Annotated in this window: 18 protein-coding genes; 9 read left to right on the top strand and 9 right to left on the bottom strand. The window is 65.3% G+C overall.

All coding sequences use genetic code 11. The features are described 5' to 3' along the window. The 6 genes from EPO41_RS18465 to EPO41_RS18490 all read left to right on the top strand — a co-directional run bounded on the left by EPO41_RS18465 (window position 1) and on the right by EPO41_RS18490 (window position 7,196). Entirely contained in the window at window positions 1-1,152 is a 1,152-nt protein-coding gene (locus EPO41_RS18465; protein WP_296327956.1) for a branched-chain amino acid ABC transporter permease, read from the top strand. Further along, window positions 1,149-1,907, top strand: coding sequence for an ABC transporter ATP-binding protein (locus EPO41_RS18470; RefSeq protein WP_296327958.1), 759 nt, complete (start codon window positions 1,149-1,151; stop codon window positions 1,905-1,907). Before EPO41_RS18465 ends, EPO41_RS18470 begins: the two co-directional genes overlap by 4 nt. Window positions 1,908-1,918: 11 nt before the next feature. Further along, window positions 1,919-2,695 carry an ABC transporter ATP-binding protein gene (locus EPO41_RS18475; RefSeq protein WP_296327960.1) on the top strand — a complete coding sequence of 259 codons (777 nt, stop codon included), beginning with the start codon at window positions 1,919-1,921 and terminating at the stop codon, window positions 2,693-2,695. A 16-nt stretch (window positions 2,696-2,711) separates the two neighbouring features. Beyond that, on the top strand, window positions 2,712-4,556 hold the full coding sequence (locus EPO41_RS18480) for an AMP-dependent synthetase/ligase (RefSeq protein WP_296327962.1): 1,845 nt from the start codon (window positions 2,712-2,714) through the stop codon (window positions 4,554-4,556). A gap of 44 nt (window positions 4,557-4,600) precedes the next feature. Beyond that, complete coding sequence (locus tag EPO41_RS18485; protein ID WP_296327964.1) at window positions 4,601-5,803, top strand: ABC transporter substrate-binding protein; 1,203 nt, start codon at window positions 4,601-4,603, stop codon at window positions 5,801-5,803. A 196-nt stretch (window positions 5,804-5,999) separates the two neighbouring features. Beyond that, window positions 6,000-7,196 carry an ABC transporter substrate-binding protein gene (locus EPO41_RS18490; protein ID WP_296327965.1) on the top strand — a complete coding sequence of 399 codons (1,197 nt, stop codon included), beginning with the start codon at window positions 6,000-6,002 and terminating at the stop codon, window positions 7,194-7,196. Between the two features lie 76 nt (window positions 7,197-7,272). Here the strand turns inward: EPO41_RS18490 and EPO41_RS18495 are convergent, their stop codons facing one another. Together EPO41_RS18495 and EPO41_RS18500 are read right to left on the bottom strand one after the other, a co-directional pair. Then, complete coding sequence (locus EPO41_RS18495; RefSeq protein ID WP_296327966.1) at window positions 7,273-7,584, bottom strand: hypothetical protein; 312 nt, start codon at window positions 7,582-7,584, stop codon at window positions 7,273-7,275. 8 nt (window positions 7,585-7,592) lie between these two features. Next, window positions 7,593-7,910 (bottom strand): hypothetical protein, encoded by a 318-nt coding sequence (locus tag EPO41_RS18500; RefSeq protein WP_296327968.1) that lies wholly within the window; start codon window positions 7,908-7,910, stop codon window positions 7,593-7,595. A 59-nt stretch (window positions 7,911-7,969) separates the two neighbouring features. Here EPO41_RS18500 and EPO41_RS18505 point away from each other — a divergent pair, with 59 nt between their 5' ends. Continuing rightward, window positions 7,970-8,764 (top strand): SDR family oxidoreductase, encoded by a 795-nt coding sequence (locus EPO41_RS18505; RefSeq protein ID WP_296327970.1) that lies wholly within the window; start codon window positions 7,970-7,972, stop codon window positions 8,762-8,764. Continuing rightward, complete coding sequence (locus EPO41_RS18510; protein WP_296327971.1) at window positions 8,751-9,509, top strand: SDR family oxidoreductase; 759 nt, start codon at window positions 8,751-8,753, stop codon at window positions 9,507-9,509. Before EPO41_RS18505 ends, EPO41_RS18510 begins: the two co-directional genes overlap by 14 nt. A 142-nt stretch (window positions 9,510-9,651) precedes the next feature. On the opposite strand, the gene EPO41_RS18515 is transcribed toward EPO41_RS18510, so the two are convergent. The 4 genes from EPO41_RS18515 to EPO41_RS18530 are packed head-to-tail and all read right to left on the bottom strand — an operon-like array spanning window position 9,652 to window position 12,984. Then, window positions 9,652-10,536, bottom strand: a complete 885-nt coding sequence (locus tag EPO41_RS18515; RefSeq protein ID WP_296327973.1) for an alpha/beta fold hydrolase — start codon at window positions 10,534-10,536, stop codon at window positions 9,652-9,654. Beyond that, window positions 10,536-11,297, bottom strand: coding sequence for an ABC transporter ATP-binding protein (locus tag EPO41_RS18520; RefSeq protein WP_296327975.1), 762 nt, complete (start codon window positions 11,295-11,297; stop codon window positions 10,536-10,538). Before EPO41_RS18520 ends, EPO41_RS18515 begins: the two co-directional genes overlap by 1 nt. Continuing rightward, a complete protein-coding gene (locus EPO41_RS18525; protein ID WP_296327977.1) occupies window positions 11,294-12,055 on the bottom strand; it encodes an ABC transporter permease in 762 nt (253 codons plus the stop codon). The genes EPO41_RS18520 and EPO41_RS18525 overlap by 4 nt, the downstream gene beginning before the upstream one ends. Beyond that, entirely contained in the window at window positions 12,055-12,984 is a 930-nt protein-coding gene (locus tag EPO41_RS18530; protein WP_296327979.1) for an ABC transporter substrate-binding protein, read from the bottom strand. Before EPO41_RS18530 ends, EPO41_RS18525 begins: the two co-directional genes overlap by 1 nt. Window positions 12,985-13,110: 126 nt before the next feature. Between EPO41_RS18530 and EPO41_RS18535 the strand changes: the two genes are divergently transcribed. Next, window positions 13,111-13,851 (top strand): 2OG-Fe dioxygenase family protein, encoded by a 741-nt coding sequence (locus tag EPO41_RS18535; RefSeq protein ID WP_296327982.1) that lies wholly within the window; start codon window positions 13,111-13,113, stop codon window positions 13,849-13,851. On the opposite strand, the gene EPO41_RS18540 is transcribed toward EPO41_RS18535, so the two are convergent. From EPO41_RS18540 to EPO41_RS18550, 3 genes are read right to left on the bottom strand one after another with little or no spacing between them, the layout of a single operon-like run. Beyond that, on the bottom strand, window positions 13,852-14,688 hold the full coding sequence (locus EPO41_RS18540) for a hypothetical protein (protein ID WP_296327985.1): 837 nt from the start codon (window positions 14,686-14,688) through the stop codon (window positions 13,852-13,854). Further along, on the bottom strand, window positions 14,688-15,041 hold the full coding sequence (locus EPO41_RS18545; protein WP_296327987.1) for a hypothetical protein: 354 nt from the start codon (window positions 15,039-15,041) through the stop codon (window positions 14,688-14,690). The genes EPO41_RS18540 and EPO41_RS18545 overlap by 1 nt, the downstream gene beginning before the upstream one ends. Before the next feature lie 30 nt (window positions 15,042-15,071). Continuing rightward, complete coding sequence (locus tag EPO41_RS18550) at window positions 15,072-15,848, bottom strand: SDR family oxidoreductase (RefSeq protein ID WP_296327992.1); 777 nt, start codon at window positions 15,846-15,848, stop codon at window positions 15,072-15,074. Between the last annotated feature and the right edge of the window lie 64 nt (window positions 15,849-15,912).

The following is a 15,912-nucleotide window of genomic DNA, read 5'->3' on the forward strand; positions in this document are numbered from 1 at the left end:
ATGCGTTTCGTTTTCAAGACAGACTACGACCAGGACATCCGCCTGCTGAAGCACAGCGGTTACTGGTGGTCCTACGGCGTGCTGCTGGCGGCGCTGATCGCCTTCCCCTATCTGGTCGGCAGCTACCTGCAGAGCCAGATCGTCTTCGTGTTCATCTATGCCATCGTCGGCGTGGCGCTGATCATCCTCACCGGCTTCACCGGCCAGGCCTCGCTGGGCCACGCCGCCTTCCTGGCGATCGGGGCCTATACCGCCGGCTTCCTGCAGAGCCAGGGGATATCCTTCATCGTCTACTTCCCTGCGGCCGCGATCATCACCGGCGCCGTGGGCGCGATGGTCGGCTTCCCGGCGCTGCGTCTCAGCGGCATCTACCTGGTGATCGCCACCATCGCCTTCGCCTTCATCGTCGAGGAGATCCTCGCGCGCTGGGAATCGGTGACGCACGGCAACGAAGGCATGCGGGTGCGCACGCTCGACTTCCTGGGCCAGCCGGTGCCGCGCGACGGCGACGCCTTCTACTTCCTCTGCCTGCTGGTGCTGGTGGGATCGATCCTGCTGGCGCTGAACCTGCTGCGCTCGCCCACCGGCCGCGCCTTCATCGCCATCCGCGATTCCGAGACCGCGGCCAAGAGCATGGGCATCGACCTCGCCGGCTACAAGGTGAAGTCCTTCGCCATCAGCGCCGCCCTCACCGGCATGGCGGGCGTGCTGTTCGCCCACAAGATGTCCTTCATCTCGCCCGAGATGTTCACCCTGCTGCTCTCGATCGAATTCATCATGGTGATCATCATCGGCGGCGCCTTCGGGGTGCACGGCGCGGTGCTGGGCGCGATCTTCATCGTCATGGTCGATCCCTTCCTGACGGCCCTGAAGGACGACGTCCCGGTGCTGGGCGCCAGCCTTGCCTCCTCGCTCGGCATGTCGTCCGAGGGGTCTGGAAAGCTGCGCGACACCATGTCCGCGATCGGCTCGGCGGCCGGCCTCAAGGGCGCGATCTACGGCCTGATCATCATGATGTTCATCCTGTTCGAGCCCTACGGCCTCTACGGGCGCTGGCTCAAGGTGAAGCTCTTCTTCCAGCTCTTCCCGCTCTACAAGAAGGCCACCTTCAAGCGGCAGAAGACCTACGTGAAGTCGGAGCGCAACCGATGAGCTTCTTCACGGTCGACAGCATTTCGCTGCAGTTCGGCGGCCTCAAGGCGGTCGACAAGGTCAGCTTCAGCGTCGAGAAGGGCGAGATCTTCACCATCATCGGCCCCAACGGCGCCGGCAAGACCTCGATCTTCAACCTGATCTCGCGGCTCTACGATCCGACCTCGGGCAAGCTGTTCTTCGAGGGCCGCGACATCACTGAGGTGCCGGCACACCAGATCGCCAAGCTCGGCATCGCCCGCACCTTCCAGAACATCGAGCTGTTCGAGAATGCCACGATGCTCGCCAACCTGCTGGTCGGACGGCATTGCCACGCCACCACGCAGCTCTGGCAGGAGATCCTGTTCCTGCCCTCGGTCCGCCGCGCCGAGAAGGAGCACCGCCGCAAGGTCGAGGAGGTGATCGAGTTCCTCGACCTCCAGGCCTATCGCGAGAAGCTGATCGCGGGCCTGCCCTACGGGGTGCGCAAGGTGGTAGAGGTTGCCCGCGCGCTGTGTTCGGAGCCGAAACTCATCCTGCTGGACGAGCCCTCCTCCGGCCTCAACGTCGAGGAGACCGACGACATGTCGTTCTGGATCCGCGACATCCGGACCGAGCTCGGCGTCACGGTGCTCATGGTCGAGCACGACATGACCCTGGTGAACCGCGTGTCGGATCGCGTGCTCGCCCTGAACTACGGCAAGGTGCTGGCCTCCGGCACGCCGGCCGAGGTCCAGGCGCATCCCGACGTCATCGCGGCCTATCTCGGCGCCTGAGAGGAGCGGACATGAGCGACGACCCGATCCTCAAGGTCTCCAACATCGAGAGCTACTACGGCCCGATCATGGCCATCCGCGGGGTGAGCCTGGCCGTGCCGCGCGGCAAGATCATCACCGTGCTGGGCGCCAACGGCGCCGGCAAGACCACGATCCTCAAGACCATCTCGGGCGTGCTCGACCCGCTCAAGGGCACGATCGAGTTCGAGGGCAAGGCGATCCAGCGCATGGATGCCGACAAGATCGTGCGGCTCGGCCTCAGCCATGTGCCGGAAGGCCGCGAGGTCTTTCCCTTCCTCTCGATCCGCGAGAACCTGGCGATGGGCGCCTTCCTGCGCACGGACCGCGACGGCGTCGCCCGCGACCTGGAAAAGGTCTTCGGCTATTTCCCGCGCCTCAGGGAGCGCATCGACCAGCCGGCCGGCTCGCTGTCCGGCGGCGAGCAGCAGATGCTGGCGATCAGCCGCGCGCTGATGAACCGGCCGAAGCTGCTGTTGCTCGACGAGCCCTCGCTCGGCCTCTCTCCGCTGCTGGTGAAGGAGATCTTCAGCATCATCCGCAGGGTCAACGCCGAGGAAGGCACGTCGATCCTGCTGGTCGAGCAGAATGCCAAGATGGCGCTGGAGACCGCCCATTACGGCTACGTGCTCGAGGTCGGCCGAGTCGTGATGGACGATACCTGCGAGCGGCTGATGAACAGCAAGGACATCCAGGAATTCTATCTCGGCGCCAAGGAAGAGAGCGCCCGCGGCGAACGCCGCTGGAAGAAGAAGAAGAACTGGCGCTGACGGGAACGAGGAAACCATGCCCATCAAAGCGACGCTGACGGTTGCCGAGACCCTGCCCAAGAGCTTCGTGCTCTCCTGCAAGACGCGCGGCGACAGGCCGGCGATGCGCGAGAAGCTCTACGGCATCTGGAACGCCGTTTCCTGGACCCAGTGGCTTGAGCGCTCGAAGGCCGTCACCTTCGCCCTGCACGAGATCGGCTTCCGGCCCGGCGACGTGGCCTCGGTGCTGGCCAATACCGTGCCGGAATGGAACTACGCCGACTTCGGCATCCTGTGCGCGGGCGGCGTCTCCTCGGGCATCTATCCCACCGACTCCGCCAAGCAGGTCGAATATCTGATCAACGATTCGAGGACCTCGGTCCTGTTCGTCGAGGACGACGAACAGCTCGACAAGGCCCTCGACGTGCGCGAGCGCTGCCCCACCTTGCGCAAGATCGTGGTGTTCGACATGGAGGGCTTGCACACCTTCAACGATCCCATGGTGGTCTCCCTGGACGAGTTCATGGCGTCGGGCCGCAATTACGGCCAGGGCAAGGACGCGCTGTTCGAGGAGCTGGTCGCCTCGCGCAAGCCCGACGACCTCGCCATCCTGGTCTACACGTCGGGCACGACCGGACCGCCCAAGGGCGCGATGCACAGCCATCGCAACGTGGTCTACACGATGCAGAACTGCATGCACCCCGAACTGTCGCTCTCCTGGTACGAGGGCGACGAGCGGCTGGCCTTCCTGCCGCTCTGCCACGTCGCCGAGCGCATCGCCGGCAGCTACTACTCCGTGGCGACCGGCGTCTGCAGCAACTTTGCCGAGAGCCCCGAGACCGTACCCGACAACATCCGCGAGGTGCAGCCCACGCTGTTCGGCGCGGTGCCGCGCGTATGGGAGAAGTTCTACGCCGGCATCACCATCGCGCTGAAGGACGCCACGCCCGTCCAGCAATGGGCCTACCGGCGCGCGATCTCGGCCGGCCTCGCCATCGCCGACGCGCGGCTGGCGCGGCGCGAGCCCACCGCGCTCGAGAAGCTGCGCTTCCAGGCCGCCTACTGGCTGGTGCTGAAGAACATCCGCCGCATGATCGGCCTCGACCGCTGCCGCTGGCTGTTCACCGGGGCGGCGCCGATCTCGCCCGAACTCATCCGCTGGTACCTGGCGCTCGGTCTCGACATGTACGAGGTCTACGGCCAGACGGAGAATTGCGGACTGGCCACCGCGATGCCGGCGAACGGCATCAAGCTCGGCACGGTCGGCAAGTCGGTGCCCTACGGCCAGGTCGCGATCTCGCCCGCCGGCGAGATCCTGATCAAGGGTGACATGGTGTTCATGGGCTACCTGAACCAGCCCGAGAAGACCGCCGAGACGGTCGACAAGGATGGCTGGCTGCACACCGGCGACGTCGGCCTGATCGACGAGGAGGGCTACGTCAAGATCACCGACCGGATGAAAGACATCATCATCACGGCCGGCGGCAAGAACATCACGCCCTCGGAGATCGAGAACCTGCTCAAGGCGTCGCCCTATATCAGCGACGCCGTCGTGATCGGCGACAAGCGTGCCTACCTCACCTGCCTCGTCATGATCGAGCGCGAGACGGTTGAGAAGTTCGCCCAGGACATCGACGTGCCCTTCACCAACTACACCAGCCTGTGCCGCGCCAAGGAGGTGCAGGACCTGATCTGGTCGGAGATCGAGCGGGTCAATGCCAACTTCGCCCGGGTCGAGACGATCAAGCGCTTCTACCTGATCGAGCAGCAGCTCACGCCCGAGGACGAGGAGCTGACGCCGACCATGAAGCTCAAGAGGTCGTTCGTGAACACCAAGTACAAGGACCAGATCGACGCGATGTACCGCCCTCAGGCGGCTTGAGTTCAATGAAGTCCCGTAAAGTGTAGTGGAGGAAACAGGTAGTCATGCGTTCGTTTTGCGTAAAGGCAGCCCTTTTGGGCAGCATCTTCAGCCTCGCCGCCCTGCCGGCGCTGGCGCAGCAGACCAAGGTCACCAACCAGGGCATCACGCCCACCGAGATCGTCCTGGGCACGCACCAGGATCTCTCCGGCCCCATCAAGTCGTGGGGCGTTCCCGTCACCAACGGCATGAAGATGGCCGTCGACGAGGTCAACGCGGCGGGCGGCATCAACGGCCGCAAGCTGAAGCTGATCGTCGAGGACGTGGGCTACGATCCCAAGCGCGCCGTCCTCGCGACGCAGAAGCTGGTCGAGAAGGACAAGATCTTCGCCATGCTGGCGCCGCTGGGCTCGCCGACGGTGCTCGCCGCGCAGGACATCCTGCTCGAAGCGGGCATCCCGCAGCTCTTCCCGGTCACGTCGGCCGAGTTCACCTACAAGATGGACCCGAAGAACCCGCAGGACCGGCTGAAGTTCAACAACGTGCCGCCCTACACCGAGAGCGTCCGCGCCGGCGCCCGCCACCTGATGCAGGAAAAGGGCAGCAAGAAGCCCTGCGTCATGTACCAGGACGACGAGTTCGGCAAGAACGTGCTCGACGGCTTCAACCAGGCCGTTGCCGACGCCAAGCTCACCGCCGCCTCCGTCACCAGCTACAAGCGCGGCGCCTCGGACTTCTCCTCGCAGGTCGCGAAGATGAAGTCGGACGGCTGCGATCTCGTCGTGCTGGGCACCATCGTGCGCGAGACGGTCGGCGTCATGGCGGAGGGCCGCAAGATCGGCTTCGCGCCGGTCTACTTCGGCAGCACCGCCGCCAACGTCATCGAGGTTCCCGCGCTGGGCAAGGACGTGACCGAAGGCTTCTATGCCGTGGGCGGCATGGAGATCCCCTATCGCGACACCTCAACCGGCAAGGCCAAGGAATGGGCCGAGGCGTACTACAAGCTCTACAACATGGAGCCGAACACGCAGTCGGCGCTGGGCTACAACGAGGTCATGACCTTCGCCCACTATGCCAAGCTGGCGGGCAAGGACCTGACCGGCGCCAAGTTCCTCGCGGCCATGGAGTCGGGGGACGTCTTCCAGGACATCTTCAATTCGCCGCCGGTGAAGTTCTCGCCCACCGAACACCTGTCGGCGACCGTGTATCTTCTGCAGCAGATCAAGGACGGCCGCTGGGTCGTGCTCAAGCGCGACCTGAAGAACTGACGCCAACACCTTCCGACGGAAAAGGCCCGGGTCTTCCCGGGCCTTTTCTTTTGCAATCCGGAATCTTCCGTTTCGCCGTGCATAATCACCGCGAAACTGCTCTACTCCCGCATAAGTCGCAAAAAGCGACGACGGACCGGGTCGTGTGCGCCACCCGCCGGAGAGTCAAAGGGCGCAGCAGTGGAGGAAACGGACAATGCATCTCAAGGCATTCGCGGTGACGCTTGCCTGCACGACGGCGCTGGCAGTCACGCCCGCGCTCGCGCAGACCAAGGTCACGAATCAGGGCATCACGCCGACCGAGATCGTCATCGGCACGCACCAGGATCTCTCGGGCCCGATCAAGACCTGGGGCGTCCCGGTCGCCAACGGCATGAAGCTCGCCGTCGAGGAGATCAACGCAGCGGGCGGCATCAATGGCCGCAAGCTCAAGTTGATCATCGAGGACAGCGCCTACGATCCCAAGAAGGCCGTGCTCGCCAGCCAGAAGATGATCGAGAAGGACAAGGTGTTCGCCATGATCGGCGGCATGGGCTCCGCGCCCGTGATCGCCGCGCAGGACATCCTGTTCGACGCGGGCGTGCTGCAGCTCTTCCCGCTGACCGCCGCCGAGTTCACCTACAAGTTCGACGCCGGCAAGCCGCAGGAGCGGCTGAAGTTCAGCAACCTGCTGCCCTACGTCGAGAGCACCCGCGCAGCCGTGAAGTACATGGTCGAGTGGAAGAAGCCCACGAAGCCCTGCCTGATGTACCAGGACGACGAGTACGGCAAGAACGTGCTCGACGGCTTTACCCAGCAGCTCGACGCCATGAAGCTGAAGCCCGCCTCGATCACGACCTACAAGCGCGGCGCCTCTGACTTCAGCGCCCAGGTCGCCAAGATGAAAGCCGATGGCTGCGACCTCGTCGTGCTGGGCACCATCCTGCGCGAAACGATCGGCGCCATCGCCGAAGCGAAGAAACTCGGCTGGGACGTCACCTTCCTCGGCGCGACGCCCACCAACATTCCCGACACGATCACGCTCGGCAAGGACGTGGTCGAGGGCTTCTACGCCGCCGGCGCCTTCGAGACCCCCTATGCCGACACGGCCAAGGGCAAGGTCAAGGACTGGGTCGAGGCCTACAAGAAGATGTTCGGGACCGACGCGAACACGCAATCGGTCATCGGCTACAACGCCGTCATGACCTTCGCGCACTATGCCAAGCTCGCGGGCAAGGACCTGACGGGCCAGAAGATGCTCGACGCCCTCGAGTCGGGCGATCCGTACCTCGACATCTTCAGCTCGCCGCCCAGCAAGTTCTCCAAGACCAACCACCTCGCGAACACCATCACGCAGGTGCAGCAGGTCAAGAACGGCCGCTGGGTCGTCATCAAGGAAGGCCTGGGCTTTTAGCCTCGGCTCCTGACGCAACGGAAAGCCCGGACAGTCGCCTGTCCGGGTTTTTTCATGGGGACCGGGGGACGGGGCGTCAGACCGGAGGCACCGGTACCTTGTTGCGGCGGAGTTCCTGCTGCAGCACCGGGATGGCGGCGCCGGTCTGGCCCTCGTGGCACTGGGCGATCGCCAGGCGCGCATTGATGTCGGCGTCGGTATTGTCGTTGTCGCCGGCGCTGTCTCCCATGCCGCTCGCGACATACTCGCCATAGGCCCAGCTGAGCTTGGTGCAATAGGCGGCGGCCTGGGCCGCCGTCATGCCGGGTGGCGGGCCACCCGCCGTCTGGGTGCAGGCCGCCGCGAGGAGCGCCACGAGGACCAGCCCACCGAATTGGATCATACGCACGGGAGTCCTCACGGCGGCGGAACCTCGACCTTGTTGTTGCGCAGTTCCCGCTGCAGCACCGGAATGCCCGCGGCGGTATTGCCGTCCTGGCACTGGGCGACCGCGACGCGGGCGTCGATGTCGGACTGGCCACCGCCCCTGCCAACGCCCCCCATCGACGTGGGGAGACCGGCGACATATTCGCTGTAGACCGTCGTGAGCTTCGTGCAATAGGCCGCGCCCTGCGCCGCCGTCATGCCCGGCGGAGGACCGCCCGCCGTCTGCGTACACGCCGCCAGGGCAAGCGGCGCAGCCATCAACCCGAGAACGTGCGTCAACTTCGCCATCAAAACCTCCCGACGATACGCTAACGCACCGCGCGTTTAGCCGCTATGGTCGCGTCGATATGAGCGATGAACTTTCCGGGAGAGTGGCGGTCGTCACCGGCGGCGGTTCGGGCATCGGCGCCGCCTCGGCCGCCCTGCTCGCCGCAGCGGGCGCGGCCGTGATCGTGGCCGACCTGGCCGAGGGCTCCAAAGAGACTCAGGTCGGCCGTTTCGTGACGCACGACGTCGCATCGGAGGAGTCCTGGCAGTCGCTGCTGGCGGGCATCCTCGAGCGCGAAGGGCGGCTCGACATCATGGTCAACAATGCCGGGATCTCCGGCGGCCCCGGCAATCCCGAGACCACGACCGTCGAGAACTGGCAGCATGTCCAGGCGATCAATTCCGAGGGCGTGTTCCTCGGTTGCAAGTACGCGATCCAGGGCATGAAGCATCTCGGCGCGGGCAAGACCGAGCCGTCGGGGTCGATCGTCAACATCTCCTCGATCGCCGGCCTGGTCGGCGGCGCCGGCCCTACCGCCTACACGGCCAGCAAAGGTGCGGTGCGGCTGCTCAGCAAGAGCGTCGCGCTCTACTGCGCCGAACAGAAATACGGCATCCGCTGCAATTCCGTTCATCCGGGCGGCGTCGACACGGCGATCTTCAACCCGCTCTGGCAGGCGGTCGGCCGCGACCAGGGGAAGGCCTTCCTGGGCTCCCGCCATCCGATCGGCCGCATGGCCGAGCCTCAGGACCTGGGCGAGCTCGTCCTGTGGCTGGCTTCGGACCGATCGTCCTTCGTCACCGGCGCGGAGTTCACCTCCGACGGCGGCGTGACCGCCGGACTCATGAGGAGGTCGCTCCTTGCCCCGTCTTGAGAACAAGATCGTCCTGCTGAGCGGCGGCGCGTCGGGCATCGGTGCCGCGACCGCCCGCATGATCGTGCGCGAGGGCGGCAAGGCCGTTTTGGCCGATCGCGACGAGGTCAAGGGCCAGGCGCTTGCAGCCGAACTGGGCGCTTCGGCGCATTTCGTGCCGCTCGACGTCGTTCAGGAAGAGAGCTGGCAGGCGGCCGTTGCCGCCACGGTGGAGAAGTTCGGCGCGCTGCACGGGCTGCTGAACGCGGCCGGCGTCGGCGTGCGCAACTCGATCGAGGATTGCACCCTGGCGGACTATCGCAGGGTCAACGACATCAATTCGCTGGGCACCTTCCTCGGCTGCAAGCACGCCATTCCCGCGATGAAGGAATCGGGCGGCGGCTCGATCGTGAACATCTCCTCGGTGCTGGGCCTGCGCGGTGCGTCCTACGCCATGGCCTACTGCGCCTCGAAGGGCGCCGTGCGCACGCTCACCAAGAACGTGGCGCTGCACTGTGCCCAGCAGAAGTACAACATCCGCTGCAATTCCGTGCACCCGGGCTACATCGACACGCCGATGATCGCGCCCCGTCTCGACACCAATGTCGGCAACATGAGCGGCCGCCAGGCGCTGGAAGAGCTCCACCCGCTCGGCCGCCTCGGCCAGGCCGACGAGGTGGCGTACATGATCCTGTTCCTGCTCTCGGACGAGTCGACCTTTTCGACGGGGTCGGAGTTCGTCTGTGATGGCGGGCTGACCGCATAAGCGACAGACTCCGTCGTCTCGACCGAAGCCTCGCAGAGCGAGGCGTAGTGGAGAGACCTTCTCTCCGCCAAAAGCCAGCAATTCGTGGAGAGAAGGTCTCTCCGCTCCGCGCTGCGCGCTCCGGTCGAGACGACGGATTACCCTAAGACTTCATCCCCGTGATCGATCCCGAGACGGCGCGCGGGTCGCGCTTGGGCCAGCGGCCGGCTTCGACCTGGACGATGAAGTCGCCGACGATCCGGTTGAACTGGTCGGGATCCTCGAGGTTGATCGTGTGGCCGCAGTTCGGCATCACCGCCAGCGCCGCCGACGGGATCTCGCGCTTCATCAGCATGGAGGGGGCAAGGCAGGGCCAGTCCTCGTCGCCGGTGAGCACAAGAGTCGGCACCGTCATCGCCCGCATCTTGTCGACGAGATCGTAGAGCGAAGGCCGTTCGCCCTGGCAACCCAGCTGCGTATTGGCCGAGCCCAGGGCCGAATGCTCGGCCAGCGCCGCCTTGAACTCCGCGAAGCCACGCGGGTCCTTGTTCTCGAACTGAACGCGCGTCGGGCCATAGGCGTACTTCTCGGCGAAGGCGGCCATGCCTTCTTCCTTCAAAGACCTGGCGACGATGCCGACCTCGGCCTTGAACTTCGCCGTCTCGTGCTTCTCGGCGCCGTAGCCGACTCCGGCCACGACCAGCGAGCGCGCCCGCGTCGGATGGCGGAAACCGAAGTGGAGGCTGGCGAAGCCGCCCATCGACAGCCCGACCACATGGGCCTTGTCGATCCCGAGATGATCCATCACCGCCAGGATGTCGTCGGTGGCGCGGTTCTGGCTGTAGCTCTCGGGTTTCTCGGGCACGTCGGACGGCGGATAGCCACGCGCACCGTACGTGATGCAGCGATAGCGCTGGCCGAAATGGCGCATCTGCATTTCCCACGAGCGATGGTCGGCCGCGAATTCGTGCACGAACACGATCGGCGCCCCGGCTCCCGTCTCCTCGAAATAGAGCTTCACGCCATCGTCGGTCGTCGCATAAGGCATCAGTCGATCTCCCTGTCGGCGCCGACCAGCCCGCGCAACTCACGGGCCAGGGCGACGAATCCCGGCGATTGTGACGTACGCGGCCGTGGCAAATCCACCTTGATGTCAGCCGCGATGCGGCCCGGCCGCGGGCTGAACACGAGGATGCGGTCGGCGAGCAGCAGCGCCTCGTCGATCGAGTGCGTGACGAACAGCACGGTGGTGCGCTGCTTCTCCCAGATCTGCAGCACCTCGTCCTGCAACTTGCCACGCGTCTGGGCATCGAGTGCGCCGAACGGCTCGTCCATGAGCAACGCCTTCGGGCGTGTCGTCAGGGCGCGCGCGATGCCGACCCGCTGGCGCATGCCGCCGGAGAGTTCATGCGGATAGCGGTCGGCAAAACCCGTGAGACTCGTCATCTCGATGAACTGGGTGGCCGTGGCCCGACGTTCGGCCGCCAGCACGCCGCGGGCCTTCATGTTGAACTCGACGTTCTTCTGCACGGTCATCCAGGGAAACAGCCCATGGTCCTGGAAGACGATGGCCGCCTCGGGCGACGGGCCGTCGAGCTCGCGGTTGGCGATCACGATCTGGCCCGAAGTCGGCTTCTCAAGCCCCGCCACCATCTGGAGCAGTGTGGACTTGCCGCAACCCGAGCGGCCCAGCAGACAGACGAAGTCGCCGGCATCGCAGGTGAAGTCGATGCCGCGCAGCGCCTCCACCGGCTCGGTCTTGCCGGGATAGATTTTCCCGACACCGATGCATTCCAGGAATTTGCTCATTCGGGCGACGCCGTGAGGCCCTCCTGCCAGCGGCAGACATGCGCGCGGACCATGCGCACGGCCTGGTCGGCCAGCAGGCCGATCGCGCCGATGACGATGATGCCCGCGATGATGAGGTCGGAGCGGAAGGTGAGCTGGGCGTTCAGGATCATGTAGCCGAGGCCCGACTTCACCGCGATCATCTCGGCCGTCACCACGGTCAGCCAGCCGCCGCCGACGGCCAGTCGAAGTCCGGTGAAGATGGCTGGCAGCGCCGCCGGCAGGATGATGTCCTTCATCACGAGGAACTCGCTGGCGCGCGCCGCCTTGGCCACCTTGAGCAGTGTGCGTTCGATGCCGCGCACGCCGAAGATCGTGTTGATCAGCAGCGGCCATGTGCCGGCCAGGAAGATCAGCGCGATCGCCGGCTTGTCGCCGATGCCCAGGAACAGCAGCGCCATGGGAATGAGCGCGATCGGCGGGATCGAGCGGAAGATCTGGATCGACCAGTCGGTCATCGTGTCGAGCAGCCGGTAGCGGCCGATCATCAGGCCGAGCGGCACCGCGAACAGGAAGGCGAGCGAAATGCCCACCGCGACGCGGCTGATGCTGGCCAGTGCATTGCCGAGCACGGTATCCCAATCGTCGATGAAGACCATCAGGACCTTGGCCGGCGGCGGCAGCAGGACAGGCGGATAGACCTTGGCCTGCACCGCCAGTTCCCAGGCGAGCAGCAGCAGCGCCAGGGGCAGAAGCCCCAGCGCCCGTCGGAACTGCATCAGACGTAGCCGAGGTTCAGGAAGTTGTCCCAGTCGGGTTCCTTCTCGAGCATCTTGTCGTCGATCATCATCCTGGCCAGCGACTTGAGGCCGCTGACGAAGGCCGGACCGGAGTCGGCGCTGAAGAACAGGTTCTTGGTCGAGAGTTCCGCCACTTCCTTGGTCATCTTGAACTGCTTGATCGTGGTCTCGATGGCGATCGAGGGATTGGCCGCCATCTCCTTGGTCGCCTTCACATGCGCGGCCACCATCTTCTTCGTGAGGTCCGGGTCCTTCTTCACGAAGGCCGAAGACGCGACGAAACCCAGGTTGGTCTTGCCCATGGGGGAGTCGTAGGGAACCCACAGCCGCTTGCCCCAGCCATTCTGCTCGGCGAGCGCGGCATAGGGCTCGAACACGCAGATGGCCGCGACGTCGCCGCGCATCAGCGGAATCGGCTGGTCCTGGTTGTCCATGAAGGCCAGATCGACTTTTCCGAACACGCCTTCCTGCTTCAGCTTCCAGTTCAGCGAGACGAGGCCGATCGAACCGTTCTGGACGGCGATCTTCTTGCCCACCAGATCTTTGAAGCTCTTGATCGAGGGCTGCGCCAGCACCATCCAGCCGCCGTCGCAGCCATTGGCCAGTACCTGCATCGGGAAGCCCTTGGTCGCGACCTGCATGGTGGCTGAAAGACCGCCATTGCCGATATCGACGTCACCCGAGGCAACGGCCTGCATGCGCTGCACCAGCGAGGGGAACATCACCAGTTCGAGGTCGATGCCCTCGGGCTTCAGCAGCGCAGGCATCAGGAAGGCCGCGTTGGTCGTCGTGGTGAAGGCCGAGCCCATCTTCACCTTGCGAAGGTTCTGTCCGAGCGACGCGCGCGAGACGATGGCAGGCGCGGCGAACGAGGCGGCAGCGGTGGCGAGGAGCTTGCGTCGCAACATATGTGAATCTCCATGGGCCGCGAAGGCGGCAGACGGGCCGCTGTCAGCAATCGCCGGGCCAATCCCTAGAAACCTTCATGCGCCTCAGATGCGGAATGATGGCACCGTAATGCTAGGGTAACCAACATGAGTGAGATCGGTACCGGCCTGCAGAACGCATCAGGCATCCGCGCCGCCGTCGAGCGGGCGGGCTATGCCTTCGTGGAAGCCTCCGACATGCGGACGGCCCTCGCCCGCTTCGGGTCGCTGGCCGATTGGCCGGCCTTCGCCGAGAGCTGGAACGATCTCGAGGTCGATACCTACATGGGCGATGGGGGCCGCTACCGGAAGCGCCGCTTCGGCGTCTACGCAGCCGAGCGTCAGGGCGCGATCGTGCGCGCCCCTCACCAGCCGCATTACCAGACCCTGGACTACAACACCCTGAATGGCGGCATCGAACGGTGGTTCAAGCCGGTGACCGAGGAGATCGGCAGCGGCGCCTCGATGCGCACCATCCTCGAATATTGCCGCGCCCTGTTCGGTCGCCTCGTACCCGAGGCGAAGAAGTGGCACATCGAGGTCCACCAGTTCCGAATCGAGGCGAAGACCGGCGAGGCCGGCAAGCCGACGCCCGAGGGCATGCATCGGGACGGCGTCGACTATGTGCTGGTGCTGCTGATCAACCGCCGCAACATCGCCAGTGGCACCACCACGGTGCACGATCTCGACAAGCGCGTGCTGGGCAGCTTCACCCTCACCGACCCGCTCGATGCCGCGCTCGTCGACGACTCCCGCTGCTATCACGGCGTGACGCCGGTCGAGCCGGAGAATCCCGCCCAGCCCGCCTATCGCGACGTGCTGGTGGTTACGTTCAAGAAGAGGCCGTAGTCACTCCGGTCGGGTATCGGACAATCGGAAGCTGCCCAGCGTGCAGCTGACCGCGAAGATCGGGACCGGCTCGCAGAAATCGACCGTCCCTTTCGCTCCCTTGGCCGCAGCCGCCGCTGCAATGAACGTCCGGATCTCGAAGCCGCCCTGCCCGGCTTCGCGATAGGTCTCGGCATCCGTGTAGGACAGCAGCGCCTCGCGGTCGTTGGCCGACCAGCGGCGCAGGAACTCGCGGTCCCATTCCTGGTTGATCTTGCCTGAGTCCGGCGTGGCCGGCCAATGCGAGAGGCCGCCGGTGCCGATGAGCGCGATGCGTTCGGGCACCGCGTCCGCGGCACGTCGCAGCGCCTCGCCGAACGCCCAGGCGCGCGCCAGCGGGCTAAGCGGCGGGCCCTGGCAGTTGATGTTGGCCGGAACGATCGGCAGGTCGTAGTCGGGTGTCAGGAAGTGGAGCGGCACCGAGATGCCGTGGTCGAACTTCCATTCCTCGGCATAGGCCACGTCGACCGTCTGCATCACCTTCTCGATCAACCGGCGCGACAGGGCCTTGTTGCCGGGCACGGTCGTGCGCCCGATGCGCAGGAAGGCCTCGTCCTCGATCGGCCCCTCGTAACTGTCAGCCATGCCGATGGCGAAGGCCGGCATGTTGTTCATGAAGAAGTTGGCGAAGTGCTCGGCCGCGATCACCACCAGAGCATCGGGCCTGGTGGCGCGGATATCGTCGCCCATCCGGCGGAACGCGCTCTCCAGCGCCTGCCGTGTCTGGGTGTCGGCACGCTCGGCACGGGCCGTCATGCCGGGGGCGTGGCTGCAGGCGCCGCAATAGACCAGGGGCATCAGCGAGTCTCCCGTTCTGCCTTGAGGCGGGCCTCATGCGCTTCGACGCCTTCATAGCCGGTGGCGGCATAGACGCCCTCGCGCACCTGGCCGTGATCCCTGAGCCCCTGCCGCATCCGTTCGAGATAGTCGGTCCACTCGATACGGTGCAGGGCCGCGAAGTGCATCAGCAGCTGGCCGTTGACGCCCAGCACATAGAGGAGCCCGATATCAGGCTTCAGCAGCGCGCCGATCTCCTCTCGCGTGAGATCGTACTCGCCGAGCACCGCGTCGGGTTCGTCGGCATAGCGCTGCCGCGTGCGCGGGTCGCGGTTGAGCTGATAGATCAGCTTCTGGACCTGGTAGAGGCTCATCCCGATCCTCCCGCGCCCTAGGCGGGGCGGTCAGCCGCCGCTGCCGATGGTCACGCCGGCGTCGGCGATGATGGTCTGGCCGGTGATGAAGGCTCCGGCCTTGCCGGCCAGCATCACCGCGATGCCGCCGATATCGTCCGGCTCGCCAATCCGGCCCAGCGGCGCGCCCTTGAGACGGACGGCGAGGTACTTCGGATCGTCCCACAGCGCCTTGGCGAAGTCGGTCTTCACCAGGCCCGGGGCGATCGTGTTCACGCGGATATTGTCCTTGCCATACTCGACGGCGAGGTTGCGTGCGAGCTGCATGTCGGCGGCCTTGGAGATGCCGTAGGCGCCGATCACCGGGGTGCCGCGCACGCCGCCGATCGACGAGACGATGATGATCGAGCCGTCCTTCTTGGCGCGCATGTCGGGCAGGCAGAAATTGATCAGCCACATGCTCGACAGGATGTTGTTGTGCATCACCTTCATGAACACGTCGTCCGGCAGCTTCTCGTTCGGCCCGTAATAGGGATTCGAGGCGGCGTTGCAGACGAGGATGTCGACCGGGCCGAGCTGCTTGCGTGTCTCCGCGATCAGGTTCTCGCACTGCGACTTGTCGGAGATGTTGCAGGGAATGACGATCGCCTCGCCGCCGGCCGCCTTGATCTCTGCCGCCGCTTCCTCGCACGCCGGCGCCTTGCGGCTCGACACCACGACCTTGGCGCCCTGCAGCGCGAGATGCAGGGCGATCGACTTGCCGATGCCCTTGCTCGAGCCGGTGACGACGGCGACCTTGCCGGTGAGGTCGAAGAGCGGCGATGCCATTGAGCTGTCCTCCAGAGGTTTTCAGCTTCTTGTGTGGCATGAACGCAAGGACTCGAAAACCCCC

The organism is Reyranella sp. (assembly GCF_004297265.1).
GTDB lineage: Bacteria > Pseudomonadota > Alphaproteobacteria > Reyranellales > Reyranellaceae > Reyranella.

Excerpts from the sequence above, each read along its gene's own strand:
- EPO41_RS18465 (WP_296327956.1), top strand. The coding sequence starts at position 1 with ATGCGTTTCGTTTTCAAGACAGACTACGACCAGGACATCCGCCTGCTG.
- EPO41_RS18470 (WP_296327958.1), top strand. The coding sequence starts at position 1,149 with ATGAGCTTCTTCACGGTCGACAGCATTTCGCTGCAGTTCGGCGGCCTC.
- EPO41_RS18475 (WP_296327960.1), top strand. The coding sequence starts at position 1,919 with ATGAGCGACGACCCGATCCTCAAGGTCTCCAACATCGAGAGCTACTAC.
- EPO41_RS18480 (WP_296327962.1), top strand. The coding sequence starts at position 2,712 with ATGCCCATCAAAGCGACGCTGACGGTTGCCGAGACCCTGCCCAAGAGC.
- EPO41_RS18485 (WP_296327964.1), top strand. The coding sequence starts at position 4,601 with ATGCGTTCGTTTTGCGTAAAGGCAGCCCTTTTGGGCAGCATCTTCAGC.
- EPO41_RS18490 (WP_296327965.1), top strand. The coding sequence starts at position 6,000 with ATGCATCTCAAGGCATTCGCGGTGACGCTTGCCTGCACGACGGCGCTG.
- EPO41_RS18500 (WP_296327968.1), bottom strand. The coding sequence starts at position 7,910 with ATGGCGAAGTTGACGCACGTTCTCGGGTTGATGGCTGCGCCGCTTGCC.
- EPO41_RS18505 (WP_296327970.1), top strand. The coding sequence starts at position 7,970 with ATGAGCGATGAACTTTCCGGGAGAGTGGCGGTCGTCACCGGCGGCGGT.
- EPO41_RS18515 (WP_296327973.1), bottom strand. The coding sequence starts at position 10,536 with ATGCCTTATGCGACGACCGACGATGGCGTGAAGCTCTATTTCGAGGAG.
- EPO41_RS18520 (WP_296327975.1), bottom strand. The coding sequence starts at position 11,297 with ATGAGCAAATTCCTGGAATGCATCGGTGTCGGGAAAATCTATCCCGGC.
- EPO41_RS18525 (WP_296327977.1), bottom strand. The coding sequence starts at position 12,055 with ATGCAGTTCCGACGGGCGCTGGGGCTTCTGCCCCTGGCGCTGCTGCTG.
- EPO41_RS18530 (WP_296327979.1), bottom strand. The coding sequence starts at position 12,984 with ATGTTGCGACGCAAGCTCCTCGCCACCGCTGCCGCCTCGTTCGCCGCG.
- EPO41_RS18535 (WP_296327982.1), top strand. The coding sequence starts at position 13,111 with ATGAGTGAGATCGGTACCGGCCTGCAGAACGCATCAGGCATCCGCGCC.
- EPO41_RS18540 (WP_296327985.1), bottom strand. The coding sequence starts at position 14,688 with ATGCCCCTGGTCTATTGCGGCGCCTGCAGCCACGCCCCCGGCATGACG.
- EPO41_RS18545 (WP_296327987.1), bottom strand. The coding sequence starts at position 15,041 with ATGAGCCTCTACCAGGTCCAGAAGCTGATCTATCAGCTCAACCGCGAC.
- EPO41_RS18550 (WP_296327992.1), bottom strand. The coding sequence starts at position 15,848 with ATGGCATCGCCGCTCTTCGACCTCACCGGCAAGGTCGCCGTCGTCACC.